Here is a 15,447-nt window from a genome sequence, read left to right as displayed (position 1 = left end):
GAGCTTTTACTCAAATTCGCTTTTTATCTATTGATTGAAGTTAATCTTGTGGTAATTCTTCTCCTTCGGTTGCTGGTTCTTCAGCTGGAGGTGAGGAGTAAGTTTCTTCAGGCGTTCTTAATTGCACAACTATCGGAGAACCTTCTCCGATGACCGTGTTTGCAGACACACTCTGACTTTCAACATATCCTTCCCCAACAATTTCAATCGAGAGCCCTGACATCATTTTATAGACGAGTAAATTTCTTAATGACCAATTTTCAAATGATGGTATGGTAACTGATCCTTCTGTTTTCAAGAACACAATACTTCCCTTTGTAATAGCCAGATCTTTCTTTGGATATTGATCTATAATTTGACCACCATCTCCAATAACAATCGGTGTTATACCGCTATTCTCCAACTCAATTTGAACGTTTTGTGCATTCTCTCCAAGATATTCCTTCATCTTTGTTGTTTCTACTTGTGCTACATCCTCTGGTTTAATATTTAAATACTTTAAACTGTTTTGCATTACAGATGTAAACACTTGTGAAACTGGTGCGGAACCTACCTCTGTTGCTCCTAGTTTTGGTTTTTTAACTGCAACATAGACAATTAATTGTGGATCATCTGCAGGAGCCATCCCTAAGAACGAATATAAATAATTGTTCTTATTCCCGGTTAAATACTTTCCTGAACCGTCTGATTTTGGAATATAAGCTGTTCCCGTTTTTCCTGCTACCTCATAGCCATCAATTGCAAAGCTTTTGGCAGTACCAGCCTCAGAAGTAACAGTGGAAGCTAAAATTTCCCTTACCTGTTTAGCAGTTTCTTCGGATACAGGTTTCCCTTTCACAGTTGGTTTCTCATCCTTAATTACTTCCCCACTCGTTGAGTCTACTATTTTATCAATCACATAGGGTTGCATCATTTCTCCATCATTCGCAATTGCTGTCATAGCTTGTACGAGCTGAATTGGTGTAACTGTAGAGCCTTGTCCATAGGATGTTGTGACATAGTTAATTGGCCAATTAGTTAGTAATGTCCCTGATGCTTCACCTGGTAAATCAATCCCTGTTTTTTCACCGAATCCAAATTTTTTAAAGTACTCTATTAAAGTATCATTTCCAATATACTCTAGCATATTAGCCATGGCGGTATTCGATGACCTCTGGAAACCTTCTAAATACGTAATCGGTCCCCACCCTCTTTGGTTATGGTCCCTAATTGTATCCCCAAATAAAGTGTAAGAACCTGATTGATAGGTAGCACCTGGATACCAATTGTCCGTTTCAATTGCTGTTGCTAGCGTAAAAGTTTTCATGGTAGAACCAGGTTCAATTACTGATTCGATTATGTCATTATTCCATGAATCTAGCCCTTCTCTCGTATCCGGGTCGAAGGTTGGTCGCTGTGACATCGCTAAAATCTCACCTGTTTTTGGATCGGCAACAACTGCTATCATCGATTCAGGATTATACTCTTTATAAACATTTGTCATTGATTCTTCTAAGAAATTTTGTATTGTTTTGTCGATGGTAAGATAAATATTATCCCCGTTTTCAGCGGGTGTTATTACCTTTTCACTATTTGGCAGTAAGTACCCAAATATATCACTTTCATATTGCATAGAACCGTTTTTACCTGTTAACTCTTTGTTATAAGTATATTCCAATCCCATTTTCCCTACTGTATGAAAACTGCCATCTTCTTGTTCTTCCTTCAAAGCAAAGCCTATTAAATGCGATGCAAAGGGTCCATTTGGATAATAGCGTGTTGAATCACTTGCAAAGGTAATACCAGGAAGTTTTTCACTTTTGATCGCCGACATAATTTCATGACTAATACTACGCCCCGCTACACCAAATTCAACTTGATAAGGAGTTCTCCCATCACTAAGTTTTTTAGTTAAGATTTTATAAATCTCTGACTCTTCCATCGAAATATAGTTTGCTAGAACCTTCGCCGTATTCTCGGGATCTACTACATGTCTTGGTTCCTTATCATCTACAGTTGCTTCTGGATTTACAACTGCTACCAGGCGATAGCTTAGTGTATCCTCTGCAATAATACCACCATTACGGTCAAGTATTTTACCCCGTTCTGCAGTCAAAACTGCTTCTTTTCCATAGAGGGCAGCTGCTTTTGCTTCTAATTGCTGTCCATTAATTTCACCAGTTGACTGAATATAAAAGATACGGATAAATAAAGCAAAAAAGAGCCCTCCATAAATAACTAACATTAGAAAGGCTCCCCATTGGAATCGAAATCTCTTTTTTTTCATTCTCCCGGCACTACCTTCACATTTTTCTCATTAAGTGTTAATCCGAGTTCTTTTGCTTTTTCCCAAATTCTCTCATAAGTTGATAGTTCACTTACTTGAACTTTTAAATCTACATTTTGTTTTTCGATTTCTGTGATTTCAGATTCAATCTTCTGTATTTCCATGGTTGTTTGTTGGATTGAACTTTGTTTATGTAGTATTGTCACTGCCAAAACCGCAACCACCACAATAAACGCAATGTATAACATTTTCTCTTTTGCTGTGATAATCGATTTTTTTCTTTTGCTGCTTTGCTGTTTAACTGGTTGTTGTTGTTCGGTAGTTAATGGTTGGCTGATATAAGAATTTTGCCTAGCACGTACTGCCATTTACCCTCTTCCTTTCTCGTTTATTTTTTCGGCAATTCGAAGTTTTGCGGAACGCGAACGATTATTTTCTTCTAACTCCTCGTCAGTTGGTACGATTGGTTTTCTGGCTACAAGCTTTAATGTAGGCTTGTACTCATCAGGAATTACCGGTAAGCCAGGAGGTAAATCTGGAAGAGCTGAAGCCTCTTTAAAAATAGATTTTGTTAAACGATCTTCTAATGAATGGAACGTGATGACACTAATTCTGCCACCAATTTTCAATAACTCTATTGCATCCACCAATGAATCCTCGGCAGCTCCTAATTCATCATTAACTGCTATTCGAATTGCTTGGAAGACTCTTTTGGCTGGATGGCCGCCCTTTCTTCGAGCAGGGGCAGGAATCCCTTCTTTTATCAATTCAACAAGCTGCCCTGTAGTTTCAACTGGCGCATTTTTCCTTGCTTCTTCGATTTTACGTGCAATTTGCTTAGAGAATTTCTCTTCTCCATAACGGAAAAAAATACGGACTAAATCTTCATATGCCCATTCATTTACTACATGAAATGCCGAAAGAGATGCAGTTTGGTCCATACGCATATCTAACGGTGCATCATGGTGATAACTAAATCCTCGCTCTGGTGTATCTAACTGTGGGGAAGAAACACCTAAGTCATATAGGATACCATCAATTTTCTCAATATTTAATTTTTGTAATTCCTCTTTAACATAACGGAAATTCGAATGCACAAAAGTCACCCGATCTAAATAGTCCGCTAATCGTACTTTTGCATTTTCAATTGCTGTCGTATCTTGATCGAAACAAATTAATCGACCTTCTGATGATAATTGCTGTACTAAGTATTCGCTATGTCCAGCGCCACCTAATGTACAATCCACATAGATTCCTCGTGGATCGATGTTCAGTCCATCAACAGTTTCTTTTAATAATACGGTTGTATGATCGAACATTAACCATTACTCCTTTTTGGCGGCAACTTTTCTAGAAGTCAAAGCCAATCAAATTTTCTGCGATCTCATTAAAAGAATCCTCAGCTTCGTTGAAATATGATTCCCAAGCTTCTTTTGCCCAAATTTCAATTTTACTTGAAACACCTAAAACTACACACTCTTTCTCAATTTTTGCATAGGTAGATAAGGTTGATGGGATATTAATTCGGCCTTGTTTATCTATTTCAACTTCTGTTGCGCCAGAAAAGAAGAACCTTGCAAAAGCCCTTGCATCCTTTTTGGTCATTGGTAATTCTTTTAACTTTTCTTCGAGTTTTCGCCATTCATCCATAGGATATCCAAATAGACAGTTATCAAGTCCGCGTGTAATAACAAAAGTATTCCCTAAGTCTTCACGAAATTTTGAAGGTACTATAAGGCGCCCTTTTGCATCAACGGAATGCTGATATTCTCCCATGAACATGCTACTCACCCCACTTTAGTAAATAATGTACCACATTCCCCCACTTTCCTCCACATTTTTAAAGAGATTGTTAACTACTTTTTACAAATTGTGTATATAGTACTTTTTTACACCTCTTCACATATGAAATTTGGCACAAAAAAGAAGTCGTCTCTTTTATGAGACGACTTCTTTTTCTGCACCGAAAGCTCCATATATAAGGGCTCAACAGGCCTAATAGGTCTAATTACTCAAGAACATTAAAGTCCTAATACAATTATTACAGATGAATTACATAGTGCTTATTTGCAATCTCCAGTGGGAGCGCACATAAATCTCGTATGAGTGTTGGGCCATAATAATTCATATACTGGAATGGATTGTAAACTCTCTCTTGTAGACTATCATTTGGATAAAGCGCAAGCTGCATCATATCAAATTGACGGATTGTTTTCTCATGCTTTATTAATACCCGCTGCTCAATTTTCTTGCTTAAATAATCAAACTGCAATTCATGATACTTCATATTCTTTTCTATAATCGGCTGCAATTCTAGTTGCTGTATATTTAAGTGAGCTTCGAGCTTTTTATATTGCTCCTTCACCATTTGATTTAAACCCTCAAGCTGCAGTTTAGCTTCTGCATCTTGAACACTGTCAATATATTGTTCTTTCAAGTATTTTGCTTTACCATTCATTATATCTAGAATTGAAAGCTCATATTTCGAAAGAAGCTGCTCGATTTTCCGCTCCACTAAAGTAATATGCATTCTAGGTGCTATAATGGGCATTTGCAAATCGAGGACATTGAAGGCATCCTTTAATGTTGCCCAATACGCTAACTCACCCGGACCTCCAACAAAAGCAAGCACCGGAATAGTCATTTCCTGCATAAGCGGCCTTGTTACAACGTTATTGCTCAATTTTTCTGGGTTGTTTTTTGCAATATCAAGCAGTTGGTCCAAAGTTAATGTAATAAACCCAGTAGCATCTTGATAGAGATTGCTTTTTCTTTCTAATAAAAAACGTTCTCCTTCTTGCACATAAAAAAGATTTGCATTGTCAATTTTCGCAAGGATTGGTGTTCCATAGCCCGCCCTATCTAAAGTTTGCTCCTTTTTCACAACAGCTTTTGCAATTTGTTCATTTAATTCAATCATTTTTACAAAGAAATCCGATTCAAGCTTCCTAAAAGGCGTATAGGCTGCATCAAGCAATAACAAGCCTTCAGTTTTGAATAATTCATTCATTAAACGGGCAAAAAACTCAGTAAAGGTTTCACTTTGTTCCAATTGATTTATACAATTTTTATAAAGAATCTGAGAATATTCCGTTTCTCCATAATCTTTGAAAATCGTACGTATTAATTTTTCAAGCTCTTCCTTTTGAAGACTAGTTGTAGAAGCCATTGTTTTCAATATAGAACGATCACTATATACTCGTTTCTTTATCGCACCATTTACATTCGTATAGGTATGATTGATTTCATCTAAATCATGATCTTCCCCTGCTACCCAAAAGATCGGAACAATTTTTTCTCCTAATTTAATGCTTTGTTCTTTCGCCAAAAGAATGACTGAAACGGCTTTATGAATAGAGTATAACGGACCAGTAAGAATCCCGGCTTGTTGACCACCCACTACTGCAACCGAACCATGTTCTAGAGCATTTAAATTTTCTTCGGCTTTTTCGGAAATACCAAATGGTTCCATAAATTGACGAATAATACTACTTAACTCGTTATTATAATAATGCTTTGATTTTAGGTAATTATAGCGAGTTTGAAATGCATCATCATTATATTCATATTTAAAAAATGAACGTAATTTTTCATTACCTGACCAATAATCAGCCAGCAATTTATTGTTAACTGGTAATTCAATATGCTCCAGTCTCATAAAAAATCTCCTCTACTCTAAGAACAGTTTTCAACCTAGTTCTAATTTCTATCTAATCTGCAAATTATTTCACATTTCTTATTGTAAAGTATGGAACTTCTACTTCAAAAGAAAATGCTTAAATTAGCTAAAAGCATATTCAATTATACTTTGAATCAAACCAACAATCCATATAGCAACAAAAGCAATCGTTAGTAAAATAAAGTATAATCGCCACGTCTTTTTTATTAAACGCAAAACTTCAATTTCTTTCTTTGTACGCCAATCTATGTATGTAAAAATAATTGCTATAATGATTGCAATAATAAAAATTAGTATATTATAATTCTTATCCCATAAGCTTGAGATGGAAAGGGGTACAGAGAAAAACAAGACAATCGTCGTCACATCACTTGCCATCCCGAATGATTTTAACTTACTTTTTTTCCTTTTACGAGCTATAAAATATGTGATGGTAAATAGAATAATAGGGAAAAAAATAATAATACTCACTAAATAATGGATTAGTATCTTCACATTTTCTCACTCCTTCCTTCCTTTGCTAATACTAACAAATATAATGTTTCTAACAACGGTAGATTTTTACCTCTTTGAACCCCTAGTTTTAAAACTGCACCGACAATTGATTCAATTTCTGTTGGCCTAAAGCTTAATATATCTCCCAACATGGATGATGTATTTGTGGCTGTCCTCCTACATAGATTCTCCACGTCTGAAAAAGTAAGCTTAGACATTTCTTTCGGGAAAGCCGCCATTAGTTCTTCATACAGTTTTTTAAGTAGACTAAAAGATTGAGGACTTTCTACTAACAAGCCATTCTTAACTTCCAATATGGCTGTTAATGGATTGATAAAGCAATTTAATAATGCCTTTTCAAAAAGCATTTCTTCTGCACTTTCTACAAATTCAACCTGAAATACCGGGTTTGGGCTTTTCGAAAAAAGAGTAAAAGGAAGAGCATCCCCTTTTTCAACAGCAATTCTTAGGATGCCTTGCCCCCGATGAAGCACTGTTGTATCATTTTCGCGTTCTGCGCCAAATTGACATGAACCGAAAGCTATCGATTGTTGAGGTAAATTACTCGCTTCCTCAAAATGAGCTAGACCGTTTTGCAGGAAGAGAAGTGGAATTGAAGGATCTAAAGTATGTAAGGTCTCATATATATGTTGTAATTGTCCATATTTAACAGCAATAATCACTAATGAATTCTTCGAAATTTTCGAAAAATCCAGACTTGTATTGATGCTATTCCTTGTGATTGTACCGTCTAAATTTTTTCGCAAAAGCCCATAGTGTTGAAGGTCTTTGGCCTGTTCTTCCCTCCGGACGATTAAAGTAACTCTATCATTATATTCAGATAAAAAGCTAGTGATCAGCATCCCAACTGAACCAGCACCAAGTACTACAATTTCCATTTTTTCACCCTCTATTCTTCCCCTAATTACTTGTTGAACTAGTCCAACTCATTTTAAGCAAGGTGTATTAAATATATCCTTAACGAAAATTAAAGGTCTACCAGATGGCAGACCTTGACTATTTTAACTAATTATAATGGATACACAACGTAATTTCGATATGTTTCACGAAATTTGTTTACCACTTTAAGGTAAGAGTTAAAATCCGATTACAAATTTTAAATATAAGAACACCTACAGTCGGATAACAGCAAACCTCTTTAACGATCACATCTAAATAAAATGCATTTTTGTGCCGCCCATATGTTTTAACGTATAGTAATTTTTACGTTACTTTTCTCATTTAGGCGACCCTGAATACATTGATGCGTTTCTTATATGAATAAAAAATAAAATCGTTCTCATTTAATAGGATACCTTTAATGTGGCTTCAAACATCCCAAAGCAAAAGCAGCGGCTAATCATCCTTTGATTCATTGGTTTACAAACACTCTTTCAAGATATTGTTATTATTTTTGGTGTTCAATAAAAACTGAACCTTGTTGAAGCCATTTCAGAATCTTTTCATGTTCAGTTTGCAATTCCCGATATCTTACTTCTAACTCATTATAGGCTTCTGTAAGTTCATCGAAACTACTGAGTGCTAGTTTTAAATGGCTGCGCATTAATTGCTTCGGACGTTTTCGTACACTATTTAGCATTTGGCCATATTGCTGTCTAAGTGTCTTATTCCACCGGAAACCACATGCTTGTTTGGTACGATTTAATATACTTGCAGCTTCAGCAAAAGCTTCCAGTTGCGTTTTACCATTTTGTACAGCCTGAATAACGATTTCAGCTAATTTATCATCATCATCGGCAGTCCATTGATCTTTACGTCTTTTTCCATCCATATCTATCACCTCGCATTTTTTACTACTATATGCAGGTAAATAGATTAAATAGAATAACAATCAATAGAAAAAGGATAAATCGTATTAAATTCCCTTCTACCAGTTTTTTGCCAATAAGAGTGAGTTACAACCCTTCCGGAACAGAAATGTCCAAAACCTTATTCGGATTTCTTTAAAAAACCGTTCACAGCATCATTATGAGAATCACTTTCCCATAGTTTTGCACATAAACGAATCTCTTCCAATACACGGTCATAAATCCTGTTCTCCCGCCATTTTCGAAGCTCTATTTCTTTATATGCTTGATGGACTTCTGGGTGAATTTTTCTCATATCAGCAATAAAGTCACCTAAGGCTTGCTCCTTAGAACCTTCGAAAACCTTTGATGCCCAGCCAATTTCATAGAGGTTTTTTGCATCATATTTCTTTGAATCTATGAGCATTTTTAAGGCATGATCGTATCGTAAGCCTCTTTCAAACAAATAGGTTCCTCCACCCCAACCGCTTGTGATTGCTAAGGTACCTTGTATAAAACCACACTTCGAGTGACTTGACACCAGCCGGAAATCACAGGCGGTTGCTATCTCACAGCCACCACCAACAGCTGCACCGTTTATTAATGCAATGGTTGGCACAGGTAATGTAGCTAATTCATACAGGATATTCCCCATCTTACTCAACATCCCGAAGGCTTGCTCTTCTGTTTTCAAAAGATGAAATTCCGATAAATCGCCACCTGAGCAAAATGCTTGCTCGCCTCTACCTGTAATGACAAAAAATTGCACTTCGTTATGTTCTTTAATATATGTAATCGCTTCCTTCAAACCCTCCATCACTTCATCATTCACCGCATTTCTTTTTTCCACACGGTCAATAGTAAAAGTGATAATTCCCTCATTGTTTTCTATTTTGTAAGCCATACTCTCCATCCCCTTTATGGTTACTTTCTTATGGAATATATAGACAATCCTGATTAAATAGTAAAGGAGGAAATTGAATTTTACAAGGGTGATAAGAGTAGCTGGGGAGAATATGGGTCTAACATAGAGAAAGGGTCTAAAATGCGATAGAAAATAAAAAAGGCTACTAGAGAGCCATGGCCTCTCTAATAGCCTTAATATTAGTAAATACTGAATTATTTACTAACTACTTCTTTACCTTTGTAGTGACCACAAGCTTTACATACGTGGTGAGCTAAAGTTGCTTCTCCACAGTTTGGGCATGCTACCATACCAGGTACAGATAATTTGAAATGCGTACGACGCTTTCTTTTTGCAGTTTTAGAAGTTCTTCTAAATGGTACAGCCATTATTGGCACCTCCTTACAGATTATCTATTCATCTGTTTGATCAAAATACTTAGCTAAATCAGCCAGTCTTGGATCCACTTTTGGTTCGTCATTTTCGTTTTGACGAGCCACATCTTCATCTGTTGAATAGCTCCAGTCTTTGCCTCCCTGCACATTACCTTCAGTGTCCTCTTTAAATATTTGCATAGGCACTTCCAGAAGTACAAGTTCCTCTAAAACTGGTTTTAAGTCGATAACTTCACCATCAATATAATGTATATCTTCATCGTCATTACCACGATGTTCAGGATCTATCCAGCTGAAAATTTCAACTGCATCGACTTCAATCGGATATTCAACATCTTCCCAAGTTCTAGAACATGGAAGAGTTAATGTAGCTGTCATCGTAAATTGACATGTCATTTGCGATGCACCGAAAGTACAGTGTCCTTTTACATGAACGGGTGAAATATGACGAATTTCTTTGTTTCGTTTCATTACATCATCCAATTGTACTTCTGCATCAATCGGCATCCCATTTTGGCGATACTTCGATAATTGATGAATTGACCATTTCATTCACTAATCACCTCGAGACAACAATGTTGATTATATAATGTGTATTTTTAGATGTCAAGATATTTTCTTGTCACTATACAAATTGAGTAATATAATTTTAGATAATTGAAGAAAAATGAGATTATTAAAATATAATCGAGTGCATTTCTCATTTTTACTTTTTTACTCATTATCTAATTTTATTCACTGAAAATCTTCCCGCTTAGGAGTGTAACAAAATGAAAGCTGTTGGTGTGGTTGTTGAGTATAATCCATTTCATAATGGACATTTTTATCATATAAGTCAATCAAAAAGCAATTCAAATGCTGATGTCGTCATCGCCGTTATGAGCGGTCACTTTTTACAGCGTGGCGAACCTGCCCTTCTGGATAAATGGCACAGGACCAAAATGGCATTAAATAATGGCGTGGATATTGTAATTGAACTTCCCTACGTGTTTTGCACTGGTTACGCTACTGCTTTTGCCGAAGGTGCTATTCAACTGTTAGAGGCTATTGGCTGTACACATTTTGCTTTCGGAAGTGAAGAAGGGTCTATCCAACCTTTCTTAAACACCTTTCATATCTTAAAGAAGCATGAAGAACAATATAACGCACTTATTAAACATTATGTTACAACTGGAATTAGTTATCCCCAAAGTTTATACAAGGCATACGAGGAACTTCGTCAAATGGATGTGAACTCAACAATTGATTTATCTCAACCTAATAACATTTTAGGTTATCACTATATCGAGGCTGCCAAACGCTTGAATCTTCAAATAGAACCTATGACCATCCCTAGGATCAAAGCCGGCTTCCACGATGATATTGACAACAATTCCACCATAGCAAGTGCAACAGGTATTAGAAAGGCCATTTTTGAGCAACAGACTCTACAGGAGATTAAACAATTTTTACCTCCTGCATCATTTACTTTATTGAAGAATTGGCAAAGTGAGTACGGATCCTTTATTCATTGGGAAACTCTATGGCCATACTTGCGATTCGCCATTTTAAGAAATACACCCGAACAGCTATCACGTTTTGCTGATGTTAGTGAGGGTATCGAATTTGCTTTAATCAAAGCAGCTAAAAAAAGTGATTCTTTTAACCAATTTATGAACCAAATTAAGTCGAAACGCTACACTTGGACAAGACTTCAACGGATAGTAACACATATCTATACTGGAATAACAAAGGATCAACTACATGAGTCCACAAAGCCTTCTTATATACGATTATTAGGCATGTCGCAAAATGGTCAAGCATATCTATCGAAGCACAAAAAACAATTTCAGCTGCCTTTAATAAGCCGTGTAGCCTCTACTAAAGATCCAATGCTGTTATTAGACATCCGCGCAACAGACATGTATGCATTAGGCGTAGAATACTCGTCAGGCAAGCAAATGGCCAGCGATTACCAAACACCTCCGATTCGTTTATAGGAATCGGAGACGGGCATGGAGATGACGAATGTTCTCTCTCCACCTTCGCACGGAATGTATTACTAAAATTACTTTTTCCGGTCCAGAATTCCCTCTTTAGTGGCCTTGCTACACAATCCATATTTACAAAAATAGGAGGAGAAAAAAGACGCGTTCTTTTTTCTCCTCCGTTACGGCTAAAATAACTTAGTCCTCTTTTGGCTCCAGCTTTTCTATAAAGTCAAGTGCATCATCAATTGTCTTTACAGGGACAATTTCCATTTCAGTATTGATTTTTTCTGCTGTTTCAACTGCCACTTCGTAATTGGATTTAATATTTGGGTTAAGATGGCGCATTGTTTCTGTGATGACATCATCTGGAGCGAAAAAGATCTCTACGCCGTCCTTATCTGCTGCCACTACTTTCTTCTCAATACCACCTATACGTCCCACTGTTCCATCTTCGTTCATTTCACCTGTACCCGCGATACTGTATCCTTTTGTTAAATCTTCATCAATTAATTGGTTTAGTATTTCCAAGGTAAACATCAAACCGGCTGAGGGTCCTCCGATTTTATCTGCATCCACGTTTACGTTTGGCTCCGTTTTGATGAATTTACTTTCGGAGTAGGTTATTCCAATCCCCACTTTTTCACTACCAGGAATTGGTTTCAATGTAAGTGTGCGATCTAACAATTTGTCATTACGATTGATTACTAATTCAACGACATCATTTTCCTTTTTTGTACTTAAAATTTGTGTAAGCTCCTGTGCTTTTTCAATAAGGACCCCATCAACCTCAACAATTTCATCACCTGGCTCAAGCTCTCCATCTGCAGCACCTTCTGCAAGCACATTCAGCACAGTCACACCATGATATTCGATTGTGTACGGCAAATTTGCTTTTTGGAAAGCGATATATAATGCATTAAATTGAGAATCCGTCATTAGCTTTAATTGACGAACACTATACTCTTCTTCGTCCTCTTCCTCTTGTCGTACATCTTCTTCTTTATAAATTTCTTCAAACTCTTTAAAATATGAAACGGCATATGTAAGAGGTGTAGCTTCAGCCATTGCTACCGTCATCAAGCTCATGGTTCCTTCATGGTTTTTATCCCCGTCTTCCACCGTGACAAATTGGCTTACATCGTAGGCACTACCAGGCTTCATAATATAGTAGTCAAGTCTATAGAAGCTTAGAAAAAAGACAACGATGAACAGGATAATTATAGAAACGAACGATTTTTTCAATATGTATAGCACCTCCCGTAGTAACCTTTTAAGACTAAATTTTAAATGAATCGCATATATTAGTTTAGCATTTGCGGAAATGGAAAACAAAAATTTGAAAAGAGATGATGTTTATTCCTCTACTCTATTTATTTATCTGTATCACATTAATTTGTTTATTATTATTCTTTCCAGGAATTGCACATGAAGGTACTGATTTAGGTGTAGAATTATTTATGGAAGCTTTATTTCCCTACTTATTACCCTACCTAATTCTAACGCAATGGTTTATCAGGTTAACACCTAATAAAAGTAATTCTTCTTCACGATTTAAGCTTTATTTTAAAACCTATGGCATTAGTGCTCTTGGGGGATTTCCGACAGGTGCTGCAACGATTACCTATTTGAAAAAGAGCAATCAAATTTCCCTTCGAGAAGCGAATATCCTTTTAAGTATTTGTCATAGTCCAAGCCCTCTATTCGTTTTGGGCTTTGTAGGGAATGATTTACTGAATGACTCTACTTTTAGCTGGCAGTTTTTGATTTTATATCATATTGTTTCTATTCTTGTATTAACCGGTATATTTTTTTATTTTCGTAGAGAGGATAAAGGAAAACCGATTAATGCCGTATCCACTGCAAAACAACCCAACCCATTTACCAGCAGTGTAAAGGATAGCGTTCCAACGGTATTAGTAGTTGGTGCGACCATTATTTTTTTCACAACAATTTATACGGTTGTCATGCATTCTGTCAAAAGCTTAGTCCCTGACATACATAATAATGTCATGCTGCTTCTTGCAGCAATGCTTGAAATGACAAACGGTTTGCGAATTGGACAAGAACTTTTCGCCCATCACCATACACTCCTCTTGGTTATTCTTGCAACCTTTTTAACGAGTCAAAGCTTTAGTATTCATATGCAGGTTGCGGTAATTGCAAAAGGTGAACACTTGTCTTTAAAACCCTATTTTATTATGAGAATTTTATTTACCATTTTAATTCCCATTCTTTTTTATCTTATTTTTTTATAAAGCTAAATTCACATCAAAATTTAGCGAAAATAAAACGACAGAATCTTTTTTTAGGATTCTGTCGTTTCAGACTGTAGACAAACTCGAATTTTCGAGTTTGCCTACAGTCTTTTTTCTTATAAAATATAGATTAGATAATTGCTTTTGAAAATAGAGTAAGTTGATTTCCGTTTCGGCGGAAGCTTTCCGCGGGCGTGGCCCAATCCTCCTCGTCGCTGTGCTCCTGCGGGGTATCGGCCGTCACGCTTGTCCCGCAGGAGTCACCGCCTACACTACAATCAACTAGTTTCTAAATATAGGTTGAGGTGATTGGATATGATGTCGAAAAATCAAATAAATGAACGGGATCAAATTGAGATGATTACAATTGAACAACTTGTACCACAGAATCATCTTGTCAGAAAGCTTGAGTCAGCTATTGATTTTTCTTTCATCTATCCACTGGTAGAACCACTGTATTCTACCCTAGGTAGACCTAGTGTAGATCCAGTTGTATTAATTAAAATGACATTTGTGCAATATGTATTTGGAATTCGTTCAATGCGTCAGACAATAAAAGAAATTGAAACCAATATGGCATATCGCTGGTTTTTAGGGTTTGGCTTTCATTCAGAAATCCCGCACTTTTCTACCTTCGGTAAAAATTATGAACGTCGATTCCAAGATACTGATATCTTTGAACAGATTTTCTATCGTATTCTTAAAGAAATTGCAGATAAGGGATTACTAAGTGCTGACCATGTCTTCATCGATTCAACTCATGTAAAAGCCAGTGCGAATAAACGTAAATTCGAAAAGAAGATTGTCCGTAAAGAGACTCGTGCATATGAAGCCAAACTTCAAGAAGAATTGAATCAAGATCGTATCGATCACGGGAAGAAGCCATTTCCACCTGATAAATTTGAAAAAGAAGAAGTGAAGGAAATTAAGCAAAGTACGACAGATCCTGAAAGTGGATACTATGTAAAAGATGAAAGAACCAAACAGTTTGCTTATTCATTCCATGCTGCAGCTGATCGGTATGGATTTATACTTGGATCGATTGTGACACCTGGGAATGTTCATGATAGTCATATGCTTCAGCCACTTGTTGAAAAGATTATGGATAAAGTGAAGAAGCCACTTGCTGTTGCTGCCGATGCTGCTTATAAAACTCCTGCGATTACTAAATTCTTATTTGACCAAGAGATTCAACCTGCACTCCCTTATACACGTCCAAAAACGAAGGATGGATTTTTACGGAAACACGATTATGTATATGACGAGTACTATGATTGCTACCTTTGTCCGGAAGGGCAAGTTCTTAAATATTCGACTACCACTAAAGAAGGTAAACGCCAGTACAAATCAAACCCTTCTCAATGTGCAACCTGTCCTTTGCTTACTCAATGTACGAATAGTAAAGATCACCGGAAAATCATTGAGCGTCATATTTGGGCAGAATATGTAGAGGAAGCGGATCATCTTCGTCATCAAAACGAGACCAAACAAATATATGCGAGACGTAAAGAGACGATTGAACGTGTCTTTGCGGATGCGAAAGAGAAGCATGGTATGCGCTGGACAACCCTACGAGGGATTAAAAAATTGTCCATGCAGGCGATGCTTACTTTTGCTGCCATGAATTTAAAGAAGCTTGCCAATTGGACATGGCAAGCTCCAGAAATGGTCTAAA

General features: G+C 36.6%; 15 protein-coding genes. 3 read left to right on the top strand and 12 right to left on the bottom strand.

Features of this window, described 5'->3' with window-relative positions; translation table 11 throughout:
• Positions 1 to 40: 40 nt before the first annotated feature.
• From C1N55_RS05735 to C1N55_RS05685, 11 genes are all read right to left on the bottom strand, one after another.
• Positions 41 to 2,224, bottom strand: coding sequence for a penicillin-binding protein (locus tag C1N55_RS05735; protein ID WP_137727929.1), 2,184 nt, complete (start codon positions 2,222 to 2,224; stop codon positions 41 to 43).
• A 38-nt stretch (positions 2,225 to 2,262) separates the two neighbouring features.
• A complete protein-coding gene (gene ftsL, locus C1N55_RS05730) occupies positions 2,263 to 2,634 on the bottom strand; it encodes a cell division protein FtsL (protein WP_137727928.1) in 372 nt (123 codons plus the stop codon).
• Positions 2,635 to 3,585: a 16S rRNA (cytosine(1402)-N(4))-methyltransferase RsmH gene (gene rsmH, locus C1N55_RS05725; RefSeq protein WP_137727927.1), complete on the bottom strand. Its 951-nt coding sequence runs from the start codon at positions 3,583 to 3,585 to the stop codon at positions 2,635 to 2,637. It lies immediately after the preceding gene.
• A gap of 31 nt (positions 3,586 to 3,616) precedes the next feature.
• Positions 3,617 to 4,048, bottom strand: a complete 432-nt coding sequence (mraZ, locus tag C1N55_RS05720; protein ID WP_137727926.1) for a division/cell wall cluster transcriptional repressor MraZ — start codon at positions 4,046 to 4,048, stop codon at positions 3,617 to 3,619.
• 259 nt (positions 4,049 to 4,307) lie between these two features.
• Positions 4,308 to 5,924: a bacillithiol biosynthesis cysteine-adding enzyme BshC gene (gene bshC, locus C1N55_RS05715; RefSeq protein WP_137727925.1), complete on the bottom strand. Its 1,617-nt coding sequence runs from the start codon at positions 5,922 to 5,924 to the stop codon at positions 4,308 to 4,310.
• A gap of 123 nt (positions 5,925 to 6,047) precedes the next feature.
• On the bottom strand, positions 6,048 to 6,440 hold the full coding sequence (locus C1N55_RS05710) for a DUF3397 family protein (protein WP_137727924.1): 393 nt from the start codon (positions 6,438 to 6,440) through the stop codon (positions 6,048 to 6,050).
• Positions 6,437 to 7,339 (bottom strand): ketopantoate reductase family protein, encoded by a 903-nt coding sequence (locus C1N55_RS05705; RefSeq protein ID WP_137727923.1) that lies wholly within the window; start codon positions 7,337 to 7,339, stop codon positions 6,437 to 6,439. Before C1N55_RS05705 ends, C1N55_RS05710 begins: the two co-directional genes overlap by 4 nt.
• Positions 7,340 to 7,848: 509 nt before the next feature.
• Positions 7,849 to 8,232 carry a transcriptional regulator gene (locus tag C1N55_RS05700; protein WP_137727922.1) on the bottom strand — a complete coding sequence of 128 codons (384 nt, stop codon included), beginning with the start codon at positions 8,230 to 8,232 and terminating at the stop codon, positions 7,849 to 7,851.
• A 158-nt stretch (positions 8,233 to 8,390) separates the two neighbouring features.
• Positions 8,391 to 9,152 carry an enoyl-CoA hydratase/isomerase family protein gene (locus tag C1N55_RS05695; RefSeq protein ID WP_137727921.1) on the bottom strand — a complete coding sequence of 254 codons (762 nt, stop codon included), beginning with the start codon at positions 9,150 to 9,152 and terminating at the stop codon, positions 8,391 to 8,393.
• 215 nt (positions 9,153 to 9,367) lie between these two features.
• Entirely contained in the window at positions 9,368 to 9,541 is a 174-nt protein-coding gene (rpmF, locus tag C1N55_RS05690; protein ID WP_036202717.1) for a 50S ribosomal protein L32, read from the bottom strand.
• A 24-nt stretch (positions 9,542 to 9,565) separates the two neighbouring features.
• Complete coding sequence (locus tag C1N55_RS05685) at positions 9,566 to 10,099, bottom strand: YceD family protein (protein WP_137727920.1); 534 nt, start codon at positions 10,097 to 10,099, stop codon at positions 9,566 to 9,568.
• Positions 10,100 to 10,317: 218 nt separating this feature from the next.
• Here C1N55_RS05685 and C1N55_RS05680 point away from each other — a divergent pair, with 218 nt between their 5' ends.
• Positions 10,318 to 11,526 carry a nucleotidyltransferase gene (locus C1N55_RS05680; protein ID WP_137727919.1) on the top strand — a complete coding sequence of 403 codons (1,209 nt, stop codon included), beginning with the start codon at positions 10,318 to 10,320 and terminating at the stop codon, positions 11,524 to 11,526.
• A gap of 186 nt (positions 11,527 to 11,712) precedes the next feature.
• On the opposite strand, the gene C1N55_RS05675 is transcribed toward C1N55_RS05680, so the two are convergent.
• Positions 11,713 to 12,762, bottom strand: coding sequence for a SepM family pheromone-processing serine protease (locus tag C1N55_RS05675; protein ID WP_240758462.1), 1,050 nt, complete (start codon positions 12,760 to 12,762; stop codon positions 11,713 to 11,715).
• Between the two features lie 212 nt (positions 12,763 to 12,974).
• On the opposite strand from C1N55_RS05675, the gene C1N55_RS05670 reads away from it, so the two are divergent.
• Both C1N55_RS05670 and C1N55_RS05665 read left to right on the top strand, forming a co-directional pair.
• Entirely contained in the window at positions 12,975 to 13,772 is a 798-nt protein-coding gene (locus tag C1N55_RS05670) for a hypothetical protein (RefSeq protein WP_240758391.1), read from the top strand.
• Positions 13,773 to 14,087: 315 nt separating this feature from the next.
• Complete coding sequence (locus tag C1N55_RS05665) at positions 14,088 to 15,446, top strand: IS1182 family transposase (RefSeq protein ID WP_137727085.1); 1,359 nt, start codon at positions 14,088 to 14,090, stop codon at positions 15,444 to 15,446.
• Position 15,447: the final 1 nt, after the last annotated feature.

Source organism: Lysinibacillus sp. SGAir0095 (assembly GCF_005491425.1).
Taxonomy (GTDB): Bacteria; Bacillota; Bacilli; order Bacillales_A; family Planococcaceae; genus Ureibacillus.
This window is presented reverse-complemented; position numbering and strand designations above follow the sequence as displayed.

What these genes read in the sequence shown, in the direction of transcription:
- C1N55_RS05735 (WP_137727929.1), bottom strand. Translation starts at nt 2,224, where the DNA reads ATGTTAGTTATTTATGGAGGGCTCTTTTTTGCTTTATTTATCCGTATC.
- C1N55_RS05705 (WP_137727923.1), bottom strand. Translation starts at nt 7,339, where the DNA reads ATGGAAATTGTAGTACTTGGTGCTGGTTCAGTTGGGATGCTGATCACT.
- C1N55_RS05695 (WP_137727921.1), bottom strand. Translation starts at nt 9,152, where the DNA reads ATGGCTTACAAAATAGAAAACAATGAGGGAATTATCACTTTTACTATT.
- rsmH (WP_137727927.1), bottom strand. Translation starts at nt 3,585, where the DNA reads ATGTTCGATCATACAACCGTATTATTAAAAGAAACTGTTGATGGACTG.
- C1N55_RS05665 (WP_137727085.1), top strand. Translation starts at nt 14,088, where the DNA reads ATGATGTCGAAAAATCAAATAAATGAACGGGATCAAATTGAGATGATT.
- mraZ (WP_137727926.1), bottom strand. Translation starts at nt 4,048, where the DNA reads ATGTTCATGGGAGAATATCAGCATTCCGTTGATGCAAAAGGGCGCCTT.
- C1N55_RS05680 (WP_137727919.1), top strand. Translation starts at nt 10,318, where the DNA reads ATGAAAGCTGTTGGTGTGGTTGTTGAGTATAATCCATTTCATAATGGA.
- ftsL (WP_137727928.1), bottom strand. Translation starts at nt 2,634, where the DNA reads ATGGCAGTACGTGCTAGGCAAAATTCTTATATCAGCCAACCATTAACT.
- C1N55_RS05700 (WP_137727922.1), bottom strand. Translation starts at nt 8,232, where the DNA reads ATGGATGGAAAAAGACGTAAAGATCAATGGACTGCCGATGATGATGAT.
- C1N55_RS05670 (WP_240758391.1), top strand. Translation starts at nt 12,975, where the DNA reads ATGGAAGCTTTATTTCCCTACTTATTACCCTACCTAATTCTAACGCAA.
- rpmF (WP_036202717.1), bottom strand. Translation starts at nt 9,541, where the DNA reads ATGGCTGTACCATTTAGAAGAACTTCTAAAACTGCAAAAAGAAAGCGT.
- C1N55_RS05685 (WP_137727920.1), bottom strand. Translation starts at nt 10,099, where the DNA reads ATGAAATGGTCAATTCATCAATTATCGAAGTATCGCCAAAATGGGATG.
- bshC (WP_137727925.1), bottom strand. Translation starts at nt 5,924, where the DNA reads ATGAGACTGGAGCATATTGAATTACCAGTTAACAATAAATTGCTGGCT.